Origin of the sequence: Xanthomonas hortorum pv. pelargonii, assembly GCF_024499015.1 — a bacterium.
Lineage (GTDB): Bacteria > Pseudomonadota > Gammaproteobacteria > Xanthomonadales > Xanthomonadaceae > Xanthomonas > Xanthomonas hortorum_B.
In genome coordinates, this window is sequence record NZ_CP098604.1 from 889,591 (window position 1) to 911,357 (window position 21,767).

General features: G+C 63.6%; 14 protein-coding genes and 1 tRNA gene. 1 reads left to right on the top strand and 14 read right to left on the bottom strand.

The features are described 5' to 3' along the window. Nucleotides 1-467 precede the first annotated feature (467 nt). From NDY25_RS03910 to NDY25_RS03920, 3 genes are all read right to left on the bottom strand, one after another. Nucleotides 468-2,792: a hypothetical protein gene (locus tag NDY25_RS03910; RefSeq protein WP_168957939.1), complete on the bottom strand. Its 2,325-nt coding sequence runs from the start codon at nucleotides 2,790-2,792 to the stop codon at nucleotides 468-470. A 24-nt stretch (nucleotides 2,793-2,816) separates the two neighbouring features. Next, complete coding sequence (locus NDY25_RS03915; RefSeq protein WP_256627783.1) at nucleotides 2,817-4,688, bottom strand: ATP-binding protein; 1,872 nt, start codon at nucleotides 4,686-4,688, stop codon at nucleotides 2,817-2,819. A 217-nt stretch (nucleotides 4,689-4,905) separates the two neighbouring features. Next, on the bottom strand, nucleotides 4,906-6,261 hold the full coding sequence (locus NDY25_RS03920; protein ID WP_180336536.1) for a helix-turn-helix transcriptional regulator: 1,356 nt from the start codon (nucleotides 6,259-6,261) through the stop codon (nucleotides 4,906-4,908). Nucleotides 6,262-7,182: 921 nt separating this feature from the next. Here NDY25_RS03920 and NDY25_RS03925 point away from each other — a divergent pair. Then, the gene (locus tag NDY25_RS03925) at nucleotides 7,183-7,968 is read left to right on the top strand and encodes a winged helix-turn-helix domain-containing protein (protein WP_023903139.1); all 786 of its coding nucleotides are present in this window, start codon (nucleotides 7,183-7,185) and stop codon (nucleotides 7,966-7,968) included. 122 nt (nucleotides 7,969-8,090) lie between these two features. On the opposite strand, the gene NDY25_RS03930 is transcribed toward NDY25_RS03925, so the two are convergent. From NDY25_RS03930 to ileS, 11 genes are all read right to left on the bottom strand, one after another. Continuing rightward, nucleotides 8,091-8,477 (bottom strand): DUF805 domain-containing protein, encoded by a 387-nt coding sequence (locus NDY25_RS03930; protein WP_006450581.1) that lies wholly within the window; start codon nucleotides 8,475-8,477, stop codon nucleotides 8,091-8,093. Between the two features lie 267 nt (nucleotides 8,478-8,744). After that, nucleotides 8,745-10,136 carry a DNA repair protein RadA gene (radA, locus tag NDY25_RS03935; RefSeq protein WP_168957942.1) on the bottom strand — a complete coding sequence of 464 codons (1,392 nt, stop codon included), beginning with the start codon at nucleotides 10,134-10,136 and terminating at the stop codon, nucleotides 8,745-8,747. 330 nt (nucleotides 10,137-10,466) lie between these two features. Beyond that, nucleotides 10,467-12,347 (bottom strand): M61 family metallopeptidase, encoded by a 1,881-nt coding sequence (locus NDY25_RS03940; protein WP_168957943.1) that lies wholly within the window; start codon nucleotides 12,345-12,347, stop codon nucleotides 10,467-10,469. Between the two features lie 170 nt (nucleotides 12,348-12,517). Beyond that, on the bottom strand, nucleotides 12,518-12,853 hold the full coding sequence (cyoD, locus tag NDY25_RS03945; protein ID WP_006450195.1) for a cytochrome o ubiquinol oxidase subunit IV: 336 nt from the start codon (nucleotides 12,851-12,853) through the stop codon (nucleotides 12,518-12,520). Beyond that, nucleotides 12,853-13,482 carry a cytochrome o ubiquinol oxidase subunit III gene (gene cyoC / locus NDY25_RS03950; RefSeq protein ID WP_006450194.1) on the bottom strand — a complete coding sequence of 210 codons (630 nt, stop codon included), beginning with the start codon at nucleotides 13,480-13,482 and terminating at the stop codon, nucleotides 12,853-12,855. Before cyoC ends, cyoD begins: the two co-directional genes overlap by 1 nt. After that, on the bottom strand, nucleotides 13,479-15,479 hold the full coding sequence (gene cyoB, locus NDY25_RS03955; RefSeq protein WP_168957944.1) for a cytochrome o ubiquinol oxidase subunit I: 2,001 nt from the start codon (nucleotides 15,477-15,479) through the stop codon (nucleotides 13,479-13,481). The genes cyoC and cyoB overlap by 4 nt, the downstream gene beginning before the upstream one ends. Further along, a complete protein-coding gene (cyoA, locus tag NDY25_RS03960) occupies nucleotides 15,479-16,429 on the bottom strand; it encodes a ubiquinol oxidase subunit II (RefSeq protein WP_168957945.1) in 951 nt (316 codons plus the stop codon). The genes cyoB and cyoA overlap by 1 nt, the downstream gene beginning before the upstream one ends. A 363-nt stretch (nucleotides 16,430-16,792) precedes the next feature. Then, nucleotides 16,793-16,868 (bottom strand) — tRNA-Thr (locus NDY25_RS03965). A gap of 183 nt (nucleotides 16,869-17,051) precedes the next feature. Next, nucleotides 17,052-18,002, bottom strand: coding sequence for a 4-hydroxy-3-methylbut-2-enyl diphosphate reductase (ispH, locus tag NDY25_RS03970; RefSeq protein ID WP_074056941.1), 951 nt, complete (start codon nucleotides 18,000-18,002; stop codon nucleotides 17,052-17,054). A 79-nt stretch (nucleotides 18,003-18,081) separates the two neighbouring features. After that, the gene (lspA, locus tag NDY25_RS03975; protein ID WP_168957946.1) at nucleotides 18,082-18,594 is read right to left on the bottom strand and encodes a signal peptidase II; all 513 of its coding nucleotides are present in this window, start codon (nucleotides 18,592-18,594) and stop codon (nucleotides 18,082-18,084) included. Between the two features lie 336 nt (nucleotides 18,595-18,930). Further along, on the bottom strand, nucleotides 18,931-21,762 hold the full coding sequence (gene ileS / locus NDY25_RS03980) for an isoleucine--tRNA ligase (protein WP_168957947.1): 2,832 nt from the start codon (nucleotides 21,760-21,762) through the stop codon (nucleotides 18,931-18,933). Nucleotides 21,763-21,767: the final 5 nt, after the last annotated feature.

A 21,767-nucleotide genomic window follows, 5' to 3' on the forward strand; every position in this document is an offset into this window, starting at 1 on the left:
CGCAAGCACCTCCGGCCGTTGTCGGTAGCTGATCGAACAGCGTTGCCTGGTTGATTGATGGTGCCTTGGAGCGAGACCTTCGCTGCGAAGTCATAGCAAAGCGATAGACGAAAGACTGCATTGACTATCGACTGCGGAATCCACAGGCGTTGCACACATCAAGTCACGCCTGCCGATCAGCAACCGCGAAGAGTCGGAGCGCGGTGACGCGTCCGGGGGCGGGACCGTGTGGCGGCATGGATGCCGCCACCGAGCCTACATGGACGTACTTGCGGCGTGTCCCGACACCGGATGCGGCACCGCGCGCAAGCCGACCACGCCCACGAAGTCAGCAGGTTTCGTGGGAATGCTTCGGTTCGCTGCAGGCGCTTGCACGCGTACCGCAGTGGGACACCGGATGCAGTACCGCGCATCGACTATCCCCACACACGACCTAAGCGGCTGCGCGATGACGTTGATCGCCGCCCTTACAGCCCGTAACGCTCCACTGCTTCCAGATGTGGGCGCGGGTCCTGATCGCAGGCCTCGGCCAGGCGCAGCCAGCACATCGTGTGCGGCCACTGCGCGGTGGCGGCCAGCAAGGCCCGATGCAATTCCAACGGCGCCGCCGTTTCCGGCAGCGCTACGGTGAACAACACGCCGGGCAGGCCCGTGCTCGCATCTTCCGGGTCGAACGCATCCGGATGTTGCGGATCGATCACGTGATAATCGTCGCGACTGTGCACCCACAGCTTCCAGCCGCCGGCCTCGATCTCTTCGCGCAAGGCCTCGACCGCCGGCTCGCCGGGATGCACGCCATCCACCAGCCAGCTGCTGCCGTAACCGCCCGCCTGCAACACATGCACCTGCGCGTAGGTCGGTACGAAACGCTCGCGCTCGGCCTCGTCTTCCGGCGGCGGATACAGCAACTCGGCATCGAACACCACCCAATCGCCGACATGCTGACGCCGATGCGCGGGCGCGTTTTCGAGGATGCGCGCGGTGACCGGGCCAGTGCGGCGCGCGTAATACTCGGCCGCCTCGCCGTCGTCCACACAACGCACGATCACCCAGCCCCAGTTCTCTTCGACCACACCGCTGGTGCTGCTCAGCTCCATGCCGATCGCCAGCGCCGAGGCACGCACCGCTTCCCACTGCTGCGCCGCACTGGCCGCGGTCATGTGATCCCAATGCGCAGAGCGCGGTTCTTCCATCAACTCGGTCAGCTGTCGATACACCTCGGCGGCTTCCGCAAAGCGGCCGGTGTTGAGATACATGCGCCCCAGCAAACCGCGTGCGCCATGCGAGCCGGGCGACAGCTCCAGCAACGCGGTACAGGCCTGTTCCAGCGCCGGCCAATCGGCCAGCCGCTGGGCCAGCTGTGCTTCGCACCACAGCGCTGCCACCGGCACCAACGGGCGATACAGCTGCGCCAGCCGACGCATGCCGGCGTCGTCGCCACGGCCCAGCAGCAGATTCATCAGCCGGAAGGTCGGGCTGGTCTCGCGGTCGGCGTGCCGCTGCACGAACGCCCACAGCAGCGCGATCGCCTCATCGTCGGCCGCGCACGCGCTCAATGCCGACGCAGTGGTGTCCACCAACTCGGCATCGTCGGGACGCTCGGCCACTGCCTGCAGCAACCATTGCGCTTCGCGCTCGGGGTTGCGCACTACGTCTTCGGCTTGCGCCTCCAGCCATTCCAGCAACTGTGCGGCAGGCACCGGCGCCGCCTCGCCCGCCGGTGCGGTCTCGATGCGCATGGCCAAACGGTCCAGCAATTGCGTGGCGCCACGATCCTGCCGCAACTTGGGCACATGCGCACGCGCAAGCGCCAGATGCCGGCGCGCGGTCCACACCGCACCACGCTGCAACGCCAGCTCGATCGCCATCTCGGCCGCGTCGATCAGGATGCGATGCGCACCGACCTGCGCGTAATGATCCAGCATCACCTGCAAGCGGCTGCCCAGATCCCAGGTGTTGCGCTCCGGCGTGCGCGACACCAGCACCACCACTGCACGCAACCAGTGCATGCGATAGCGCGGCGCAACCTCGCGCCACGGCAGAAATGCCTCCAGCGCTTCATCGTCGCGATGCAACAGCGCCAATGCGCGCGCCTTTTGCAAACGCCGCGGCTGGCTGCAGTTGGCCCACTCTGCACCTTCGCGTGCGGCCTCGCGTTCGCGCTGTTCGATCAGCGCCAGCGCTTCTTCTGCACGACCGAGCGAGAGCAGGATCGAGATGCGCATGTCCGGCACGCCGTCGTAGATCTGCCCGCCATGCGCAAGAATGGTCTGCGACTGCTCTTCCAGATAATGCAGTGCCGCCTCGCCGCGCCCATCGTCGAGCAAGGCGTCGGCTTTTTCGCAGCTCAGACACTGGTAGCACGACCAACTCGGGTCGATGCGGCCCAGCGTTTCCTCGCATACTTCGATGCGCTCTTCCACCCAGCCCGGCCCGTCGATATTGGCGTAGCACGCGGCCAGATCCTGGGTCACGCACACCGATTGCGGGCACTCCACCGCATCGGCGCGATGCGCGCGCTCGAACAGCGTCACGGCATCGCTCAGCGCACGCTCGCCTTCGCACAGGTTGCCGACCCGGTTGCGCATTTCCCAGTGCCCGACGAACACCTCCAGCCACGGATTGGCCAGCGTCTTGCCCAGCGCACGCGCCTCGGGCAAGAGCGCTTCGGCGCGTTCGATCTGCAGGTCGCAGATATGGTCGGTCAGGCGCGTCAGCAGTTGCGCGTTCTGCGGCTGACCGGCTTCGCCCAGATCGTCCTGCAGCTTTTCAACCCAGTTCCAGATTTCCATCCTGTTGCTCCTTCGATGCGGCGCTCAGCGCGCCAGCAGTTGGGTCACGGCCTCGGCAAGATCGCCGAAAGCCCGATTCAAATCCGATCCGCCCGATGCGGCGGCACCGGGCTGCGGCTGGGTGCGCCCCTGCGCCGACACGATCACCTTGAGTGAGCGCAGCAGCCGCGCCGCCACCGCCGCCTGCGGATTGCCGGAGCGCTGCGCCGCCAGCAATGCCTGCAGCGCCGGGTTGTCGAGATTGAGATACAGCCGCTGGGTCTGGCGTGCTTCGATCCCCGCAGTGAACTGCCGGGCCAGCCGCAACGCAGCGGTGGACACGCGCTTGTCGTTTTCGTCCTGCTCCAGACGGCGTTTCAGTTCGGCCTCACGGTCGGGCACCACCACCAACGGCAATGCTTCGGGGCTGAAACGCGCCGGCACCAAGGCTTCGCCATCGCCCAGATGCTGTTCCAGCCAGGCCAGTTCGTCGGCCGGCAAGCTGTCGTCCAATTGGAACAACTGCCGGTTGCCCTGCTCGGTGCCCAGCTCCACCAGCCGCACGCCCTTGGCCTGCGCCCAGCGACGCAGGAACGGCACCACCGCATAGCGATTTCCGTAGGCCACCGGCACGCCCATCGCGCGGAACAGCATCTCTTCGAAACCGCTGTCGCTGTCCAGGATCACATGCACTGCGCCACGCGCCGGCAACCGCTGCGCCGGCAGATCGCCTTGCGCGGTCGGCACCCGCACGTGTTCCATCAGCAACTCGAACAAGCGCTCGTCGCACAAGGCCGCGCCCAGCAAGGCCTCGTTGTGGCGCAGCAGAATGCGCCGCCAGGCTTCCGGCTGCTGACGTGCGACATCGGCCAGACCTTGCACCAGCGCTTCGGACAGCGCGTGCTGCACCGCCGTGTAGGTGGAGTCGCGCTGCAGGTCCTCGCGGCTGGCAGTGGGCGTCAGCCGATTGGATTCGATCACCCCGCCGATGAAGCCCGCCCACGGAGGCAGCAGCCCGCGTGCGTTGTCGTCCAGCAGCATGCCGCGCAGGAACACCGACAGATTGCGGTTGTCGCTGGTGCCATAGGTCGCCCCGTCCTGTACCCATAGCAAGCCGACCGCATCGCTGCCCTCCTCCGTGCGCACCGGCATGCAGCACAGCGGTTCGAAGTTGCGCTCGAAGCGCGCGGCAAACTCGCGTTGCCGCCGCCAGGCCTGCACCGGATGCAAAGGCACCGTATCGTGCATGCGCCACGGTGGCGGCTCGGGGTTGATCGCCTGCGCATCGCCGCCGATCCAGATCGGCTCGCGCAACAGCGCGCAGTAGCGCGACAGGATCTCGCGCAGCCGCCCTTCCTGGGCCAACGACAGATAGTCCTCATGCAGTTCCAGCACCACTTCGGTGCCGACCTGCGCGCGCGCCGGGATCGGGCTGACCGTGTATTGCTCGGCGTTGCTGGAGATGTAGCAATGCCCCAGCGTCGGGCTCTGGTACGAGGTGGTGCGCACGGTGACCCGGCGCGCCAGCACGAAGGCCGACAAAAAGCCCAGCCCGAACATGCCGATCAGGCCGCTGTCTTCATGCCCGCCCTGACGCAGCCCACGGGTGTAGCCCACGCCCACGGTGGCCAGATAGTCGTGAATTTCCTGCTGGGTCAGCCCGGCGCCGGTATCGACGATGCGCACGATGCCCTGGGCAGCATCGGCATGCACTTCGATGCGCGATTCGCCTTGCCAGTCGGGTTGTTCCAGGCGGCGGCGCAGGATCGAGTCGTGCGCGTTCTGCACCAACTCGCGCAACGCGACCACCGGTGTGGAATAGAGGTGCTTGCTGAGGACGGACATCAGTCCGTTGAGATCGACGCCTGCACGGCGGATCTGAGAGGCGTCCGTCGCCTCGGAGGTGTGATCTTGCATGATCGTTTGTCGTTTCCTTGGCGGCCACGCCCATCCTCGGACGCGCCTTCCTGGGTGGCAATGCGAGCCGGAAAGCATAGCCGCAAGCCACGCCGCACGCACGCACGTCTCAATTCGGATCCTTCCACCGCACTGCGACCGGACATCGCTGCTGCATCACCCACCGGAAACGAAGCGCCACGGCCTGCAGGACTGCACGGCCGTGGCGCCAGGCACATTATCGCTGCAAGGTTTCCATCGGTGCCTCATTGAAGTGCTGGCGGTAGCCCTTGGCCAGCGCCGAGCGGCTGCCCACGCCCCAACGGCTTGCCGCCTGCAGCACACTGCCGCAGCCGCCTTCGGCCAGCAGTTCGTCGCGGATGCCCTGCATCCGGTAGCGACGCAACACCTGGGTCGGCGACAAGCCGGTGGCGGACTTGAACGCCTGCTGCAACGCGCGCCCGGTCACTCCGATCTGCGCGGCCACTTCATTGATCGACAGATCCGAGCGGTGCGCGTTGGTGATCATGTAAGTGTAGGCCCGCCGGTACTTGGCCGGCAGACGCGCCGAGATGTCGTCGCTCACATGGGCCGGGGTACCGCTTTCCAGCAGGCGCGGCGCCTGCACTTCGCTGCGCAGGCATTGCACCGCACCCAGCGCATACCGGTTGTAGAGCAACAACGCCTGCTCGGTCTTGCCCAACGCCTGGCTGATCTTGGCCTGACAATACTCGAACTCCAGATTCCAGCGCGGCGCATGGTGCCGGCCGGCACCGGCCAACGCGCGCTCGGCCAGATCCGCACGCCCCACCGCCAACGCAGCCAGTGCCAGTTCCACCTGCGCGTCCTGGCGGGCGCACGGCGGGCAACCGGTGGCCGCAGCCGGCAATGCATCGATCTGCGCATCGAAACCGAAGGTATCGCCACCGGCAATCCGCAGCAGGTTGCGCACATGCCGCATGCGCTGGGCGAGCACCGGCATGCTCTCGGCCAGATCGGCGATGCAGGCGCGCAGCTCGTTGGGCTCGAACGCATGCGCCGCATCCTCCTGGCGCAGCGTGGCCTGCCAGAACACGTGGTCGCTCATGCGATCGGAGCGACGGATGCGCAGCTGCGCAATCATGTCCAGGCGCAGCGCGGTGGCGATCCGCAGCCAATCGCTCGCACCGGTCTCCAGTTCCGAAAGCACCTCGTTGGCGCGCTCCAGCGTCTGCAGCGCGAGCGTGCTCTGGCCCAGATGGAAGTGCGTCAACGCTTTACCCAACAGGCTCTCGCCGCACAGGCAGGACGGCGTCTCGCGGTCCATCGCCAGCTGCGCAAAACAGTTCAACGCGGCGCTCAGCCGGCGCTGGCTCAGCATCAACCAGGCGGTGTTGCGGCACGACAGCAGCCGCAGCTGCCGTTGATGCCCACGCATCGCCTTCAACGCATGGCGATAGGCATCTTCGGCTTCTTCCTGATACTCCAGGATCAGCAGCGCGTCACCACTGGCGCCGAGCAGGCTGACTTCATCGTCGCCGCCATCCGAGGCGGCCTGCCCGTCGCGGCGTTGTTGAAGGTGTTGCAGACCCTGCGGCCAGGCACCAACCAGCATCCTGCTTGTATAGGTAGGAAGACGGTCTGCGTACGACAACGCAGAGATCGCTGCGAGGTAGGTGGAAAGGATCATGCCAGGCTCTCTCTTAGGGGGATGAGCAAAAAACAACCAATTTCGCCGGTCTTTTGGCGCAATCGATTGTATGCAGCGGATCCAATGGAATTTCTCACTTTGGGGCACTAAGAAAATCAAAAATTCTCACTCTGGCCGAGCCGTGCCAGTCGCACAGCGTGCAGAGCATGTGGGCATTTTTTGCACTCCAGGTCCGATGTCGTGCACAGGACATCGCACGACATGCGATTGCGTATTGAAGACATCGACTCCTGCAGCAAGACCCCCACCGGTGCCGAAACATCTCGGAACACCTCGCTTCCACGGGCAGCTCGCGTTGTCGAGGCATGTCGTGGCAATGACTGCATGTCAGTTGCGTGTGGTAACAGACGCACTCGCCGCGAATAGAAACTTCGGCGATCCGCCGCGTCGATAAACCGCCGACATATTCCACAAGCGCTATAACAGCGAATAAATTGCAATACCTTGGTCTATACCTGACCAATTGGTTTGGATGTCTGCGGGCCCAGGCAATTTTCTGGCGCTTCCGCAGCGCCATCGCCGCAGCAATGTCGTAATTTTGTTATTTCCGGCGCATCCATGCCTAAATGTAAGAGCTCCGTTACGCCTATCTGAGCGCACGTTAAAGCCAACCCACGCAAAGCCGAAGAAAAGTACGCAGCAGTGAAACTTTCTGCCTCGCCAATGGTACATACCATTCGTCTGATCTCGGTCAGACCCTCCCTGGCAGCCGAAAGGTTTGGCGATGTACTTATCTATACACGTGGGTTTTGTATTGGCGCCGGCTGCCCGTCACAGGCACCCGACATACGACTGGTACGCATGCCGACATGGGAAGGCTGGCTGATGTACGCCAACGCTTCCGGCAAGCAAGGATCGGCTTTCCTGTTGACGCAGGATGCGCGTCTGGCCTCGCAGGTCAACGCGAGCCTCGCACCGCTCGCGCCGAGTTTTGCGGTCTTTTCCGACGAACTCGAACTTCTGCGCTCGCTGCGACATTCCCCTTGCGAGCTGCTGGTGTTCGATGCGACCTGCGTTGCCTCCGACGATAGTTCGCTGCTGGCCTGGCAGCGCTGCCATAGCGGCCATCCAACGCCATTGATCGTACTGGGGCGTTTCGATTGCCCCAACGACATCCTGGCCTGGTATCGCGCCGGTGCGCAGGACGTGCTGGCGCTGCCGTTCAATTCGCATGAGTTGCATGTCCGCGCGGCATTGGCGATCTCGCCGGTGGCGCAGGCATGCCCGGAAACGCAGCAACTCAGCGTTGGGCCATACCAGTTGATCCGCGACGAGAACACCGTGTATCTGCACGGCAAGCCGATCGTGCTCACCGCACGCGAGTTTTCGATCGCCTGGTTGCTGTTCTCCAGCCCCGGTGTGTGCTTCCGCCGCTGCCAGTTGGCCAAGGCGGTATGGGGCAGCCATACCGAGTTCACCGACCGCACCATGGAGCAGCACATCTACAAGCTGCGCAAGAAGTTGCAGCTGTGCAATCACAGTGGCGCGGTGCGCATCAGAACCGTGTATTCGCATGGCTACAAGCTGGAACTTGCACTGCATGACACAGATGCAGTGACCCCGGGCAAGCTCACACCCCAGAACGCGGCAAGCCACGCTGCGGCGTGCTGATCCAGACGCGTCTTGACGTGGTGCGTGCCGACGCAAGGCTTGTTTCAAGCCAATAAAATCGCAAAAACGACAACGGCGCAGGGACTTCCCTGCGCCGTTGTTCGATCGATCGGTGCGTCCGGTTACTGCTTGGGGCTTTCACCGTATTCGTTCGGGCCCGGGGTGCCGTCCATGCACATGAAGACCAGCAGGACGATCGCGCCCACGTAAGGCACCAGGCTGATCAGATAGAACCAGCCGGACTTGCCCTGGTCATGCAGGCGACGCACGGTCACTGCAATGCCCGGCACGATCATAGCCAGGCCGACGATCATGATGATGGCAAACACCACCCACGCCAGCGGGCCGGGGCCGTTGTCGCCGCCGCCTATCGCTGCCGCGATGCCGAAAATGCCGCCCAGCACCAGCAGAACAATCATCTGCAGCAAGAAGAACATCCAGTATTCCTTGCGACGCGAGCGACCGGTGAAGTCGGCGTAGCGCTTGAGCGGCAACAACATCCATTCCATTGTGATTCTCCAGGTAAGAGCAGTCAGCGGTGTCTGTGATCCGGTGCACGGTGCAACGGGCCGCGCATGGTGCCATAGCCGCACTCTTTCTGAAAACGTTTTCTCGACAATCAAACGCAAATACAGCCGTCTATCCGACAGACGGTTTGCAGTGTTCAGTCGCAATCGCAACATGCGGCTGCCTGACGTGGCCGAGGCGACGCTGCTCGCCACATTCGACACCGCTCAGCGCACCGCTCGCAGCGTCCGCCCCGCTCTGCGTGGACCTTACTCAGCCGCCGCTTCCAGCGCCTGGCTCAGCCGCTCCACCGCGACGATCTCCATACCCTTGATGCTGGTGGTCTTCGGCGCATTGGCCTTGGGCACGATCGCGCGCTTGAAGCCATGGGTGGCGGCTTCTTTCAGGCGGTCCTCGCCGTTGGGCACCGGCCGGATCTCGCCGGACAACCCCACCTCGCCGAAGGCGATCGTCTTGTCGGCCAACGGCCGATCGCGCAAAGAGGACAACACCGCCAGCAGCACCGGCAGATCGGCCGCAGTTTCCTGCACGCGGATGCCGCCGACCACGTTGACGAATACGTCCTGGTCGCCCACCACGATGCCGCCATGGCGATGCAGCACCGCCAGCAGCATCGCCAGCCGGTTCTGTTCCAACCCCACCGCAACCCGACGCGGATTGGACAGCGGCGAGGCATCCACCAGCGCCTGCACTTCCACCATCAACGGCCGGGTGCCTTCGCGGGTGACCATCACGCAACTTCCGGGCTGCTGGGTGCTGCCGCCGGACAGGAAGATCGCCGACGGATTGGAGACCTCCTTGAGGCCCTTCTCGCCCATCGCGAACACCCCCAGCTCGTTGACCGCACCGAAGCGATTCTTGAAGGCGCGCAGCAAGCGAAACCGGCTGCCGCTCTCGCCTTCGAAGTACAGCACCGCATCGACCATATGCTCCAGCACGCGCGGCCCCGCGATGCCGCCTTCCTTGGTCACATGGCCGACCAGGAAGACGGCGGTGCCGGTTTCCTTGGCATAGCGCACCAGCCGCGCCGCGCTCTCGCGCACCTGGCTCACCGAACCCGGCGCTGCGGTTAGCGATTCGGTCCACAAGGTCTGTACCGAGTCGGCCACGATCAGCTTCGGCCGCGCCACGCTGGCGTGCTGCAGGATATTCTCGATGCCGGTTTCGGCCAGCGCATTCAGGCCTTCCAACGGCAGATCCAGGCGCACCGCACGTCCTGCGACCTGGGCCAGCGATTCTTCGCCAGTCACGTACAACACCGGCAGCGTACTGGCCATGCTGGCCAATGCTTGCAGCAACAACGTCGACTTGCCGATGCCGGGGTCGCCACCGATCAACACCACCGCGCCTTCGACCAGACCGCCGCCCAGCACCCGATCGAACTCGCCGATGCCGGTGGACACGCGCGACTGTTCGGATTGGCGCACGTCCTTGAGCGCGGTGATCTTGGGCGCCTCGGTCTTGCCCGACCAACCGGTGCGGCGCGAAGCCGCCGGCGATGCCTTGCCGCCGGGGGTTGCGCTTTCGAGCACGATTTCGCTGAGCGTATTCCACACTCCGCACTCGGTGCACTGCCCCTGCCACTTGTTGTATTCGGCGCCACACTCGCCGCAGACATAGGCTATTTTTGCCTTCGCCATCGTCAGTTAGCCAATCGTTTCTGGAGCGACAGCATAGTCGCCGCCGGTCTCAGGATGCGCGACGCGGGCGCGTAGCGCCGGGAATCGGGAATCGTCCAGGCTGACGGTGTTGCTGGACTGCGTGCAACTGCAGACTTCAACCACGGCGGTCTGCGTGGGATCCGTCGACGACGCCGACCACTCGGCTAGCGCAAGGTCTTCGATCGATCAATCGGCATCGTCACCGACGAAAATCAACCTCCAAAGCCGCATGATCGATCGCAATCGACCATGCAGCTCCAAGGTTCTACTCCTGCCCGCTCGACTATCTCCCCGAACGGGCACTGCCACTCAGCGCGCCTTGTACAACTCGCTCAAGCGATCCGGCTTGCCGGCAATGCGCTCCAGATGCGGATACAGCAGGCCGCCGTGGTAATCGATGCGCACGGTGTCGTAGCGGTCCAGACGCTTGACCAGCAATTCGATAGGCGCAGTGCTGCCCTTGGCCGCCGTGATCGCGTCCTTGATCACCTCACTGCTGAAGGCGCGGCCGTTGACCGCCACGATCGTGTTGCCGGCGATCAGGCCGGCATTGAAGGCCGGGCCGTCCCACAGCACATCACCGATGTCGCCAGAGGCTTTCAAGGACACGCCAAGCGAATAGGCCAGATTGGCGTCCTTGTCGTCGCTCTCGTCGGCCTTGGTGGCCAGGTTCGGCTCCTCGTTGTAGACCAGCTTCCAGCCATTGGCTTCGATGCCGCCGTTCAACGACCCGTGCCCGTCCATGCGGCTGCGCAACAGGCTCGCCCAGTCGTAGGCGGCCACGCCGTTGAGCGTGGTCACGATGTCGTCGAAGGTGTACGGATTGACGTCCCAATCGCCGTTCTTCATGCCGAAGAACGCCTTGCCGAAGTCGTCGATGGAGCGCTTGTTGTTGGTCAGCGCGCGCAGCTTGCTGTCCACTTCCAGCCACATCATCTGGCCGCCGGAATAATAGTCCTCGCTCATCTGATAGCTGCGATACGCCTTGGGCCGGCGCATCGACATGGTCGGGTCGTTGGTGGTGTCCTGCACGGTGCGCCAGGCCATGCCGGGGCGGCCACGCTCGTAGCTTGCCGCCACGCCGGCCAGCATGTCGCGCGCCTGATCCTGCGTCCACAGGCCCGAGCGTGCGGCCATCACTTCGCCCCAGAACTGGGTCTGGCCTTCGTACAGCCACAGCAGGCTGTCGCCCATCGGCACGTTGAAATTTGGCGTGGACAGATCCGCGCCGCGGCGATACTTGCCGTTCCAGGAATGGTTGAATTCGTGCGCGAGCAGGTCGCGCCCGGTCCAGCTCTTGTCCCACTCGGTGAAATACGTCGGCACGCCGCTGTTTTCGCTGGAGCGATGGTGCTCCAGGCCGATACCGCCCAGCTTCTTGGTCAGCGCGAGCAGAAATTCGTAATGGTCGAAATGGCGCGCGCCGTACAACTTGTCCATCTGCTGCACCAGCGCCGCATGCGCCTTGATCTGTTCGGGCTTGGCGTCCAGCGACTTGGCTTCGTCGGCAAAGACGTTGAGGTAGACCGGCTGCTTGCCGCCGCTCAGTTCCACGCGCTTGTAGTACTTGCCGGCGAACATCGGCGAGTCGACCAGGTCGTCGAAATCGATCGGCTTGAAGGTCACCGTATCGCCGACGCGGCGCTCGGTTTCCAGCGCGGTGGCATAGCTCCAGCCGGCCGGCAACGTGACACTGGCCTGCGTCTTGATGTTGCGTGCGAAGACACCGGCCGGATACAGCGCGGTGGTGTTCCACTGCAGGTTGAGCATCTCCGGGGTCATCATCACCCGGCCCTGGTTGCTCGCTTGCGGAGAGAGAAACTTGAACTCGGCTACCAGCTCGGTGGCGCCCTGCGGCACATCGATCTTGAAGGCATACACGTCGAACTGATCGCGCGTCCACGGCACCACCTTGCCATCGACCTTGATCACCAGACCGGCGAGCTTGTCGATCGGCCCGGTCGGCGAGTGATTGCCGGGGATCCACTGCGGATACAGCAGCGTCATCGGGCCGGGCTTTGCCGGCATGGTGGTCCTGACCTTGAAGATGCGGTGGGCCAGATCGGTGGCATCGACATCGATCTTCAAGCTGCCTTCGAACGGCACGTCCTGCGGCGGCGCGGTTTGCGCAGCGGCGGGCAACGACAGCGCTGCCAGCAGCGACACGGACAACAGGGTGGGCATCTTCATCGCAACTCCGCAGGTGACCTGGAAACAGGCAAGCCCACGATGCTAAGCGCCCACCACGGCTTCCCCGTATGCCATTGGTCATGCCGCAGGCAAATTCATGCGCAAAAAAAAGCCGCCAATCGCTGGCGGCCTTCTTCATAACAGCATGACGCGATCCGCGTGGCGCCGTCTCAATGCATCATGTTGACGTTCATGTTGTGCAGCACCCACAGCGAACCGACGATCACGATGCCGATGATCAGCAGCGAGAACAGGCCCACCTGCACATTGGAGCGCTGCTCGGGCGAGCGATCCATATGCAGGAAATACACCATGTGCACCAGCATCTGCACGGCGGCCATCAGCGAGATCACGATGACCGTGACGCCCTTGGAGAACGCCCCGCTCATCACCATCGCAAACGGGATGACGGTGAGGATCACGGCCATCACAAAGCCGATCAGATAGGACTTCAGGCCGCCGGCATGTGCGTCGGCGGCGGTTTCATGCGCGTGATGATTGGCCATTACAGCGCTCCCAGCAGATAGACGACGGTGAACACACCGATCCAGATGATGTCCAGGAAATGCCAGAACAGGCTCAGGCAAGCAAGACGCGTGCTGTTGCGCGGGGTCAGGCCGTTCTTTGAGATCTGGATCACCAGCACCGCCATCCACAACAGACCCGAGGCCACGTGCAGACCGTGCGTGCCCACCAGGGTGAAGAAGGCCGACAGGAACGCGCTGCGTCCCGGGCCCGCCCCTTCATGGATCAGGTGGTTGAACTCCCACACTTCCATGCACAGAAAGCCGATACCCAGCAGCGCGGTGACGCCCAACCAGGCATACAGCCCGGTCATGCTGCGCTTGTGCGCGGAGATCATCGCGACGCCGAAGCTCAGGCTGCTGAACAACAGCAGGAAGGTTTCCACCAGCACGAACTTCAGGTCGAACAACTCCTTGGCCGTCGGGCCGTCCACCGTGGCGCCCGAGAGCACCGCATAGGTGGCGAACAGGCCGGCGAACAGCAGGCAGTCGCTCATCAGGTAGACCCAGAACCCGAAGACGGTGTTGCCACCGGCGTCGTGATGTTCGTGGTCGTCGTGGCCGCCCGCGTGGGCGGCGTGGTCAAGCGTGGTCGAGGAAGACATGGTCATATCACCTTCGCGGCCTGCGCCGCATGTTGCTGTTCGAGCAGGGCAAAGCGCGCGTTTTCGATGCGCTCCACTTCGTCGGCCGGCACCCAGTAATCGATGTCGTCATCGAAGGTACGTGCGATGAAGCTGCCGATCATGCCGACCAGGCCGATGATCGCCAGCCACCAGATGTGCCAGATCAACCCGAAGCCCATCAGCACGCTGAAGGCACCGATGTACACGCCTGCACCGGTGTTGCGTGGCATGTGGATCGCTTCGTACTTGGACGGACGCACCCAGCCCTTGCCGTTCTGCTTGTCGGCCCAGAACTGATCGCGGTCGTCGATATGCGGCAGCACTGCGAAGTTGTAGAACGGCGGCGGCGAAGAGGTTGCCCACTCCAGCGTACGGCCATCCCACGGATCGCCCGTGTAGTCCATGTGCTCCTTGCGCTTCCAGACGCTGTAACCGATCTGCACCAGATTCAGGAAGATGCCCATGCCGATGATCGCAGCACCCGCAGCGGCCACGTACAGCCACGGCGCCCACTCGGGGTGGTTGTAGGTGTTCATGCGGCGGGTCATGCCCATGAAGCCGAGCACGTACAGCGGCATGAAGGCCACGAAGAAGCCGATGATCCAGCACCAGAACGAGGCCTTGCCGATCTTCTCGTTGAGCTTGAAGCCGAACGCCTTCGGGAACCAGTAGGTCAGACCCGCCAGGTAACCGAACACCACGCCGCCGATGATCACGTTATGGAAGTGCGCGATCAGGAACAGGCTGTTGTGCAGCACGAAGTCCACGGCCGGAATCGCCAGCATCACGCCGGTCATGCCGCCGATGGTGAAGGTGATGATGAAGCCGATCGTCCACAGCACCGGAGAGGTCATGTGCACACGACCGCGGAACATGGTGAACAGCCAGTTGAAGATCTTCACACCGGTCGGGATCGAGATGATCATCGTCGTGATGCCGAAGAAGGCATTGACGTTGGCACCCGAGCCCATGGTGAAGAAGTGGTGCAACCACACCACGAACGACAGCACGCCGATGCACGAGGTGGCGTAGACCATCGAGGTGTAGCCGAACAGCCGCTTGCGGCTGTAGGTCGCGATCAACTCGGAGAAGATGCCGAACGCCGGCAGGATCAGGATATAGACTTCCGGGTGGCCCCAGATCCAGATCAGGTTGACGTACATCATGGCGTTGCCGCCACCGTCGTTGGTGAAGAAGTGCGTGCCCAGGTAACGGTCGGCACCCAGCAAAGCCAACGCCACGGTCAGGATCGGGAACGCGGCGATGATCAGGATGTTGGTGATCAGCGCGGTCCAGGTGAAGATCGGCATGCGCATCAGGGTCATGCCCGGCGCGCGCATCCGCATGATCGTCACGAAGAAGTTGATGCCGGTCAGCAACGTGCCTAAACCTGAGACCTGCAACGCCCAGATGTAGTAATCGACACCAACCCCTGGACTGTATTCCAGCCCCGACAACGGCGGATACGCCAACCAGCCGGTCTGCGCGAATTCACCGACACCCAGCGAGATGTTGATCAGCGCCGCACCGGCTACGAACAGCCAGAAGCTCAGCGAGTTCAGGAACGGGAACGCCACGTCGCGTGCGCCGATCTGCAGCGGCACGATCAGATTCAACAAGCCCGTCATGAACGGCATGGCCATGAAGAAGATCATGATCACGCCGTGCGCGGTAAAGATCTGGTCGTAGTGATGTGGCGGCAGCACACCTTCTCCGCCGTTACCCGCCAACGCCTGCTGGGCACGCATCATCGCCGCATCCGCAAAGCCGCGCAGCAGCATCACCAGCGCCACGATGATATACATCACACCGATGCGCTTGTGATCCACCGAGGTGAACCACTCGTTCCACAGGTAGCCCCACAGCTTGTACTTGGTGATGGCGCCCGCGATGAGCAGGCCGAGCAGGCCGGCGCCACCGAGAGCGACCATGATGATCGGCTCGTGGTACGGAACCGCCTCGAGCGTAAGTTTGCCTAGCATCACTTGTCTCCAGAAGTGCACATGGCAACCGGCTCTGCAGCCGATGCCTGATGGTCGCCGTGGCCTTCGCCATGGCCTTGCGGACCGTGACCCGGACCATTCATGTATTTGTCGACCAGCGAGCGGAACATGCCGTCCTGCACCGACGAGTAGTAGGTGACCGGATACTGTTCTTTATCGTTGCGATTGGCGGCCAGCACCTGGTATTCGACGGCAGTCAGCGCCTTCGGCGATGCCTTGACCTTGGCCACCCATGCATCGAAGCCGGCCTGGTCGGTGGCATGCGCCTTGAAGCTCATCTTCGAAAAGCCGTGACCGCTGTAGTTGGTGGACAGGCCGAAGTATTCGCCCTGCTCGTTGGCCACCAGATGCAGCTTGGTTTCCATGCCGGCCATCGCGTAGATCATCGTGCCCAGGTGCGGGATGAAGAAGGAATTCATCACCGTGTCGGAGGTGATCTTGAAGTTCAGCGGCGTGTGCACCGGGAAGGCGATTTCGTTGACCGTGGCGATGTTCTGGTCCGGGTAGATGAACATCCACTTCCAGTCCAGCGAGACCGCTTCGATGGTGAGCGGCTTGACGTCCGAATCCAGCGGCCGGTACGGATCCAGCGCATGCGAGGAGCGCCAGGTCAGCACTGCCAGCACCAGGATGATCACGCACGGGATCGACCACACCACCACTTCGATGGCGGTGGAGTGCGACCAATCCGGCTCGTAGCGCGCCTTCGTGTTGGACGCGCGATATTTCCACGCGAACGCGATCGTCATCACGATCACCGGGATGACCACGATCAGCATCAGCACCACCGAGGTGATCAGCAGTTGCTTTTCGTCGTGGCCGATCTGGCCTTTCGGATTGAGGATGGCCGAGTTGCAGCCTGCCAACAGCAGGAACGGCAACATCAGGCCTGGACGAAGTACACGCCCGAGATGTTTCAACGGAATCATCGGTCGATCCAAGTGCGAAGGAACGCCAGCCTCATGCGTCGCATCCCCTTTCGGGACATGTCCGGCAGCGCTCTTCCTGAAGAAAGATGACCGCGCAGACCGAAGACACGGGTTAGCTCCCTAATTTTAAACTTTGCTGCACCTGCACGAAACCCATCGGCCATGATCTGCCGCAATTAATGCGCGCAAACGTATGCGACATGTTGTCGCAGCGCGGCGCAAGGCAGAAACGATACGGTTGCGGACCTGCACAATCAGGCCTGCGTGATGTGCAGCGCCTATGGCTGCGCGTGCGCTTAGGTGAACGCGCATCTGCCCAAAACGCAACTGGGCCGACCAATGGCCGACCCAGTATTGAAGCGATGGTGCCGGAAATAGGAATCGAACCTACGACCTACGCATTACGAATGCGCCGCTCTACCAACTGAGCTATTCCGGCGAGCCGTGAATTGTAGGAGCGGAGCCAGTCCCGGGTCAATCGCCGCTGGTGGAGCAGGCCGGGCATTGCGGCGTCATGCGCCAGGTTGCGACTGGAGAAAGTCAGTCAGCTGACAACTGCAAGGCAGCCCACATGCGCCAAACCGAATCCCTACTCGCCAAGCCCATTTACAAGCGCCTGCTTTCAGCTAACCAAGCGCAACCGCAGTTCCTTGGGCAGCGCGAACACCATCGATTCCGGCTCGCCCTCCAGCTCGGAGACGCCCTCGGCGCCCAGCTCGCGCAGCCGTGCCAGCACCCCATCCACCAGCACCTGCGGTGCGGAAGCGCCGGCGGTCAGGCCGATGTGCTGCTTGCCGACGATCCAGGCCGGGTCGATCTCGCTGGCGTTGTCGATCAGGTAAGACTCCACCCCGTCGCGTCGTGCCAGCTCGCTGAGACGGTTGGAGTTGGAGCTATTGGGCGAACCGACCACCAGCACCAGATCGCATTGGCGCGCGAGATCGCGCACCGCGTCCTGGCGGTTCTGGGTGGCATAACAGATATCGTCGTGGCGCGGCCCCTGCATCGCCGGGAAGCGCGCACGCAGGGCCTCGATGATGCCCATGGTGTCGTCCACCGACAGCGTGGTCTGGGTGGTGTAGGCGAGGTTTTCGGGCTGGCGGATCTGCAGCGTGGCCACCTGCTCGATGTCTTCGACCAGATAGATCGTGCCCGGGCCGCGCTCACGGCTCCACTGCCCCATCGTGCCTTCCACTTCCGGATGCCCGGCATGGCCGATCAGCACCACATCGCGTCCGGCCCGGCAATGCCGCGCCACCTCGAAGTGCACCTTGGTCACCAGCGGACAGGTCGCGTCGAACACCTTGAGCCCGCGGCGCTCGGCCTCCAGGCGCACCGCCTGCGAGACGCCGTGTGCGCTGAAGATCACCGTGGCGTTATCGGGCACCTCGTCGAGTTCTTCGACGAAGACCGCGCCGCGCTGCTTGAGGTCGTCGACCACGAAACGGTTGTGCACCACTTCATGGCGCACATAGATCGGCGCGCCCAGCGTCTCGATCGCGCGCTTGACGATCTCGATCGCACGGTCGACACCGGCACAAAAACCACGGGGATTGGCGAGCAGGACTTCCATGGCGGGCATTCTACGGGAATGGGGAATCAGGAATCGGACCGGGCGGCGTGCGCCCGCAGGAACACTTCAGCCTCGATTGCTAATTTTTGATCCCTGACTCCCGCTTACCGCCCTTGTCGAACAGACCGAATACCGCGATCCCGATGGCGCCGCCCACGATCGCCGAGTCGGCGATATTGAACGACGGCCAGGTGTGGCTGCCGATGTACCACTGGATGAAATCGACCACGTGGCCATGCATCAGGCGGTCGATCACGTTGCCGATCGCCCCGCCGATCACCAGCGCATACGGCAGCGCGCTACGCCACTCGCCGCGCACGGTGCGCGACAGCCAGAACGCCAGCAGCCCGCTGATGCCCACCGCCAGCGCGGTGAAGAACCACAGCTGCCAGCCGCCGGCATCGCTCAGAAAGCTGAAGGCCGCCCCGGTGTTGTAGGTGCGGTACCAGTTCCAGAAGCCGTCGATCACCGGCACGGCGGTGTACTCGGGCAGGCTGGACAGCACCCAGGCCTTGCTCCACTGGTCCAGCCCGACCACGAGCGCAGACAACAGCAACCAGATCAGGGCGGAGGGTTTGGGGCGTTGACTCATGTCGAGAGGTCGCAATTGGTTGTGATTTCTCCGACGCCGGAGAAGATGCCTGGATGGCGTTGGAGATGGCGAAAACTAAACAACGATGACCAAAGCTGGATGACAGGCAAGCGAGGATGGCATGGCCGCTTCAGCCAGCTGCCCTGCCCCGCTTTACCGCAAGCGCGAGCCTCAGCAAGCGCCACAACGCATCAGGCGTAGCAGTCAGCGCCGCGTAAGCGTGTGGCGCAGTAGCCTGCAAATAAGGCAGCGGCACGTTCCAGCGCAGCACGTTCTACGAAAACATCGGCAGTGCGTTGCGGAATCTTCCGCGACGCATTGCCGTCGATGCCCGCATCAGAACCAGCGACGCGCCTCGCCCGGGCCTTCGAGATTGCTCACGCAGCGGCTGCACAGTTCCGGGTGACGCGGATCGCTGCCCACGCTGGCCTGGTGGTGCCAACAGCGCACGCACTTGGCCTTGGTGGTCGGCTGCGCGCTGACGAAGATGTCGTCGGTGCTGGCCGCAGTGACGGTCACATCGCCACTGATGAACAAAAAGCGCAGCTCCTCGGCCAGCGGCTGCCAGCGCGCGGCGGTCTGCGCATCGGCGGCGACGGTGATCTCCGCTTCCAGCGCCGCACCGATCGCGCCATTGGCACGCATCGGCTCCAGCACCTTGGCCACCTGCTCGCGCAAGGCCAGCAATTTGTCGAAGTCGGCACTGGTCAACGCGGCATCGGCCGGCAATGGCGCCAGCCCCTCGTACCAGGTGGCGAACAGCACGTTGTCGGTGTGCTTGCCCGGCAGATAGCCCCACAGTTCTTCGGCGGTGAAGCTCAGCAGCGGCGCGATCCAGCGCACGAACGCCTCGGCCACGTGATACATCGCGCTCTGCGCCGAACGGCGGCCGCGTGCATCCTCGGCCATCGTGTACAGGCGGTCCTTGGTCACATCCAGATACAGCGACCCCAGGTCCACGCTGCAGAAATTCAGCAGCGCCTGCACGATCTCGGCGAAGTCGTAACGCGCATACGCGGCAACGATCTTCTCCTGTAGTTCGTGCGCGCGATGCACGATCCAGCGGTCCAGCAGCACCATGTCGTCCAGTGCTACCAGATGCTGTAACGGATCGAAGCCGTGCAGATTGCCGAGCAGAAAGCGCGCGGTATTGCGCAGGCGGCGATACGCATCGGCGTTGCGCTTGAGGATTTCCTGCGACAGCGACATCTCGTTGCTGTAGTCGGCCGAGGCGATCCACAGGCGCAGGATGTCCGCGCCCAGGGTCTTCATGATGTCCTGCGGCTCGATGCCGTTGCCCAGCGACTTGGACATCTTGCGGCCGTGCTCGTCCACGGTGAAGCCGTGGGTCAGGCACTGCTTGTACGGCGCCGCCTTATCCATCGCCACGCCGGTCAGCAGCGAGGACTGGAACCAGCCACGGTGCTGATCGGAGCCTTCCAGATACAGGTCGGCCGGCTTGGGCAGGCCGCGATCCACCAGCACTGTTTCATGGGTCACGCCGGAGTCGAACCACACGTCCAGGATGTCGGTGATCTTGTCGTAATCGGCCGCCTCATCGCCCAGCAGCTCGGCCGCGTCCAGCGTGTACCACACGTCCACACCGCCCAGTTCCACCCGGTCGGCGACCTGGCGCAGCAACTCGGTGCTGCGCGGATGCGGCTCGCCGGTTTCGCGATGCACGAACAAGGCGATCGGCACGCCCCAGGTGCGCTGGCGCGAAATCGTCCAGTCCGGGCGCCCGTCGACCATGCCGGCGATGCGCGCCTGGCCCCAGGACGGATACCAATGCACGTTTTCGATCGCCTTGAGCGCATCGGCGCGCAGGTTGGCCTGCTCCATCGAGATGAACCACTGCGGCGTAGCGCGGAACGCGATCGGCGTCTTGTGGCGCCAGCAATGCGGATAGCTGTGCTCCATCTTGCTGGCGGCCAGCAGCACGCCGGTGTCGCGCAACGCATCGATGATGATGTCGTTGGCCTTCCAGATATGCAGCCCGGCCAGCACGGTGTCGCCCAGCGGCGGCGTCGACGGCAGATACACGCCGCGCCCATCCACCGGGTTGATCTGCGCAGCGCCGTAGCGCTCCAGCAACCCATACTGCTTGGAAACCTGATAGTCCTCCTGACCATGACCGGGTGCGGTATGTACAGCGCCGGTACCGTCTTCGGCGGACACGTGATCGCCCAGCAGCAGCGGGATCTCGCGCTCGGCATAGAACGGGTGGTTCAGCAGCATCTGTTCCAGCGCCGCGCCCTTGGCATGGCCGTGCACTACCACTGTTTCCACGCCGTAACGCAGCAGTGCCTTGCCGGCCAACGCCTCGGCGATCACCAACCAACGCGGCTGGCCGCGATCGGCCGGGCCTTCGACCAGCACGTAATCCAGGTCCGCGCCCAGGCTCACCGCCAGCGAGGCCGGCAGCGTCCACGGGGTGGTGGTCCAGATCGGCACCGCCACGCCCACGCCCGTCGGTAGCGTCGCGCCGAATGCGGCAGCGACAGCGCCCGGATCGCGCGCCGGATAGGCGATATCCACCGTCGGCGACACCTTGTCGGCGTATTCGATCTCGGCCTCGGCCAAGGCCGAGCCGCAATCGAAGCACCAGTGCACCGGCTTCACGCCGCGGGTCAGATGGCCGTTGTCGACCACCTTGGCCAGCGCGCGGATTTCATTGGCTTCGAAGCGGAAATCCAGCGTCTTGTACGGGTTGTCCCAATCGCCGATCACGCCCAGGCGCTTGAAGTCGCGCCGCTGTAGATCGATCTGCTCGGTGGCGTATTCGCGGCACTTCTGGCGGAACTGCGCCGCATCCAGCTTCACGCCGACCTTGCCGTACTTCTTCTCGATCGCGATCTCGATCGGCAGGCCGTGGCAGTCCCAGCCCGGGATGTACGGCGCATCGAAGCCAGCCAGATACTTGGACTTGACGATGATGTCCTTGAGGATCTTGTTGACCGCATGGCCCAGATGGATCTGGCCGTTGGCATACGGCGGGCCGTCGTGCAGCACGAACAGCGGGCGCCCTGCCGCGTTGGCGCGCAGTTGCGCGTACAGCCCCTCGCGCTCCCAGCGTTCCAGCATCGCCGGCTCGCGCTTGGGCAGGTCGCCACGCATCGGAAACTCCGTCGCGGGCAGATGGAGCGTGGCTTTGTAGTCGTGGGTCACAGGTC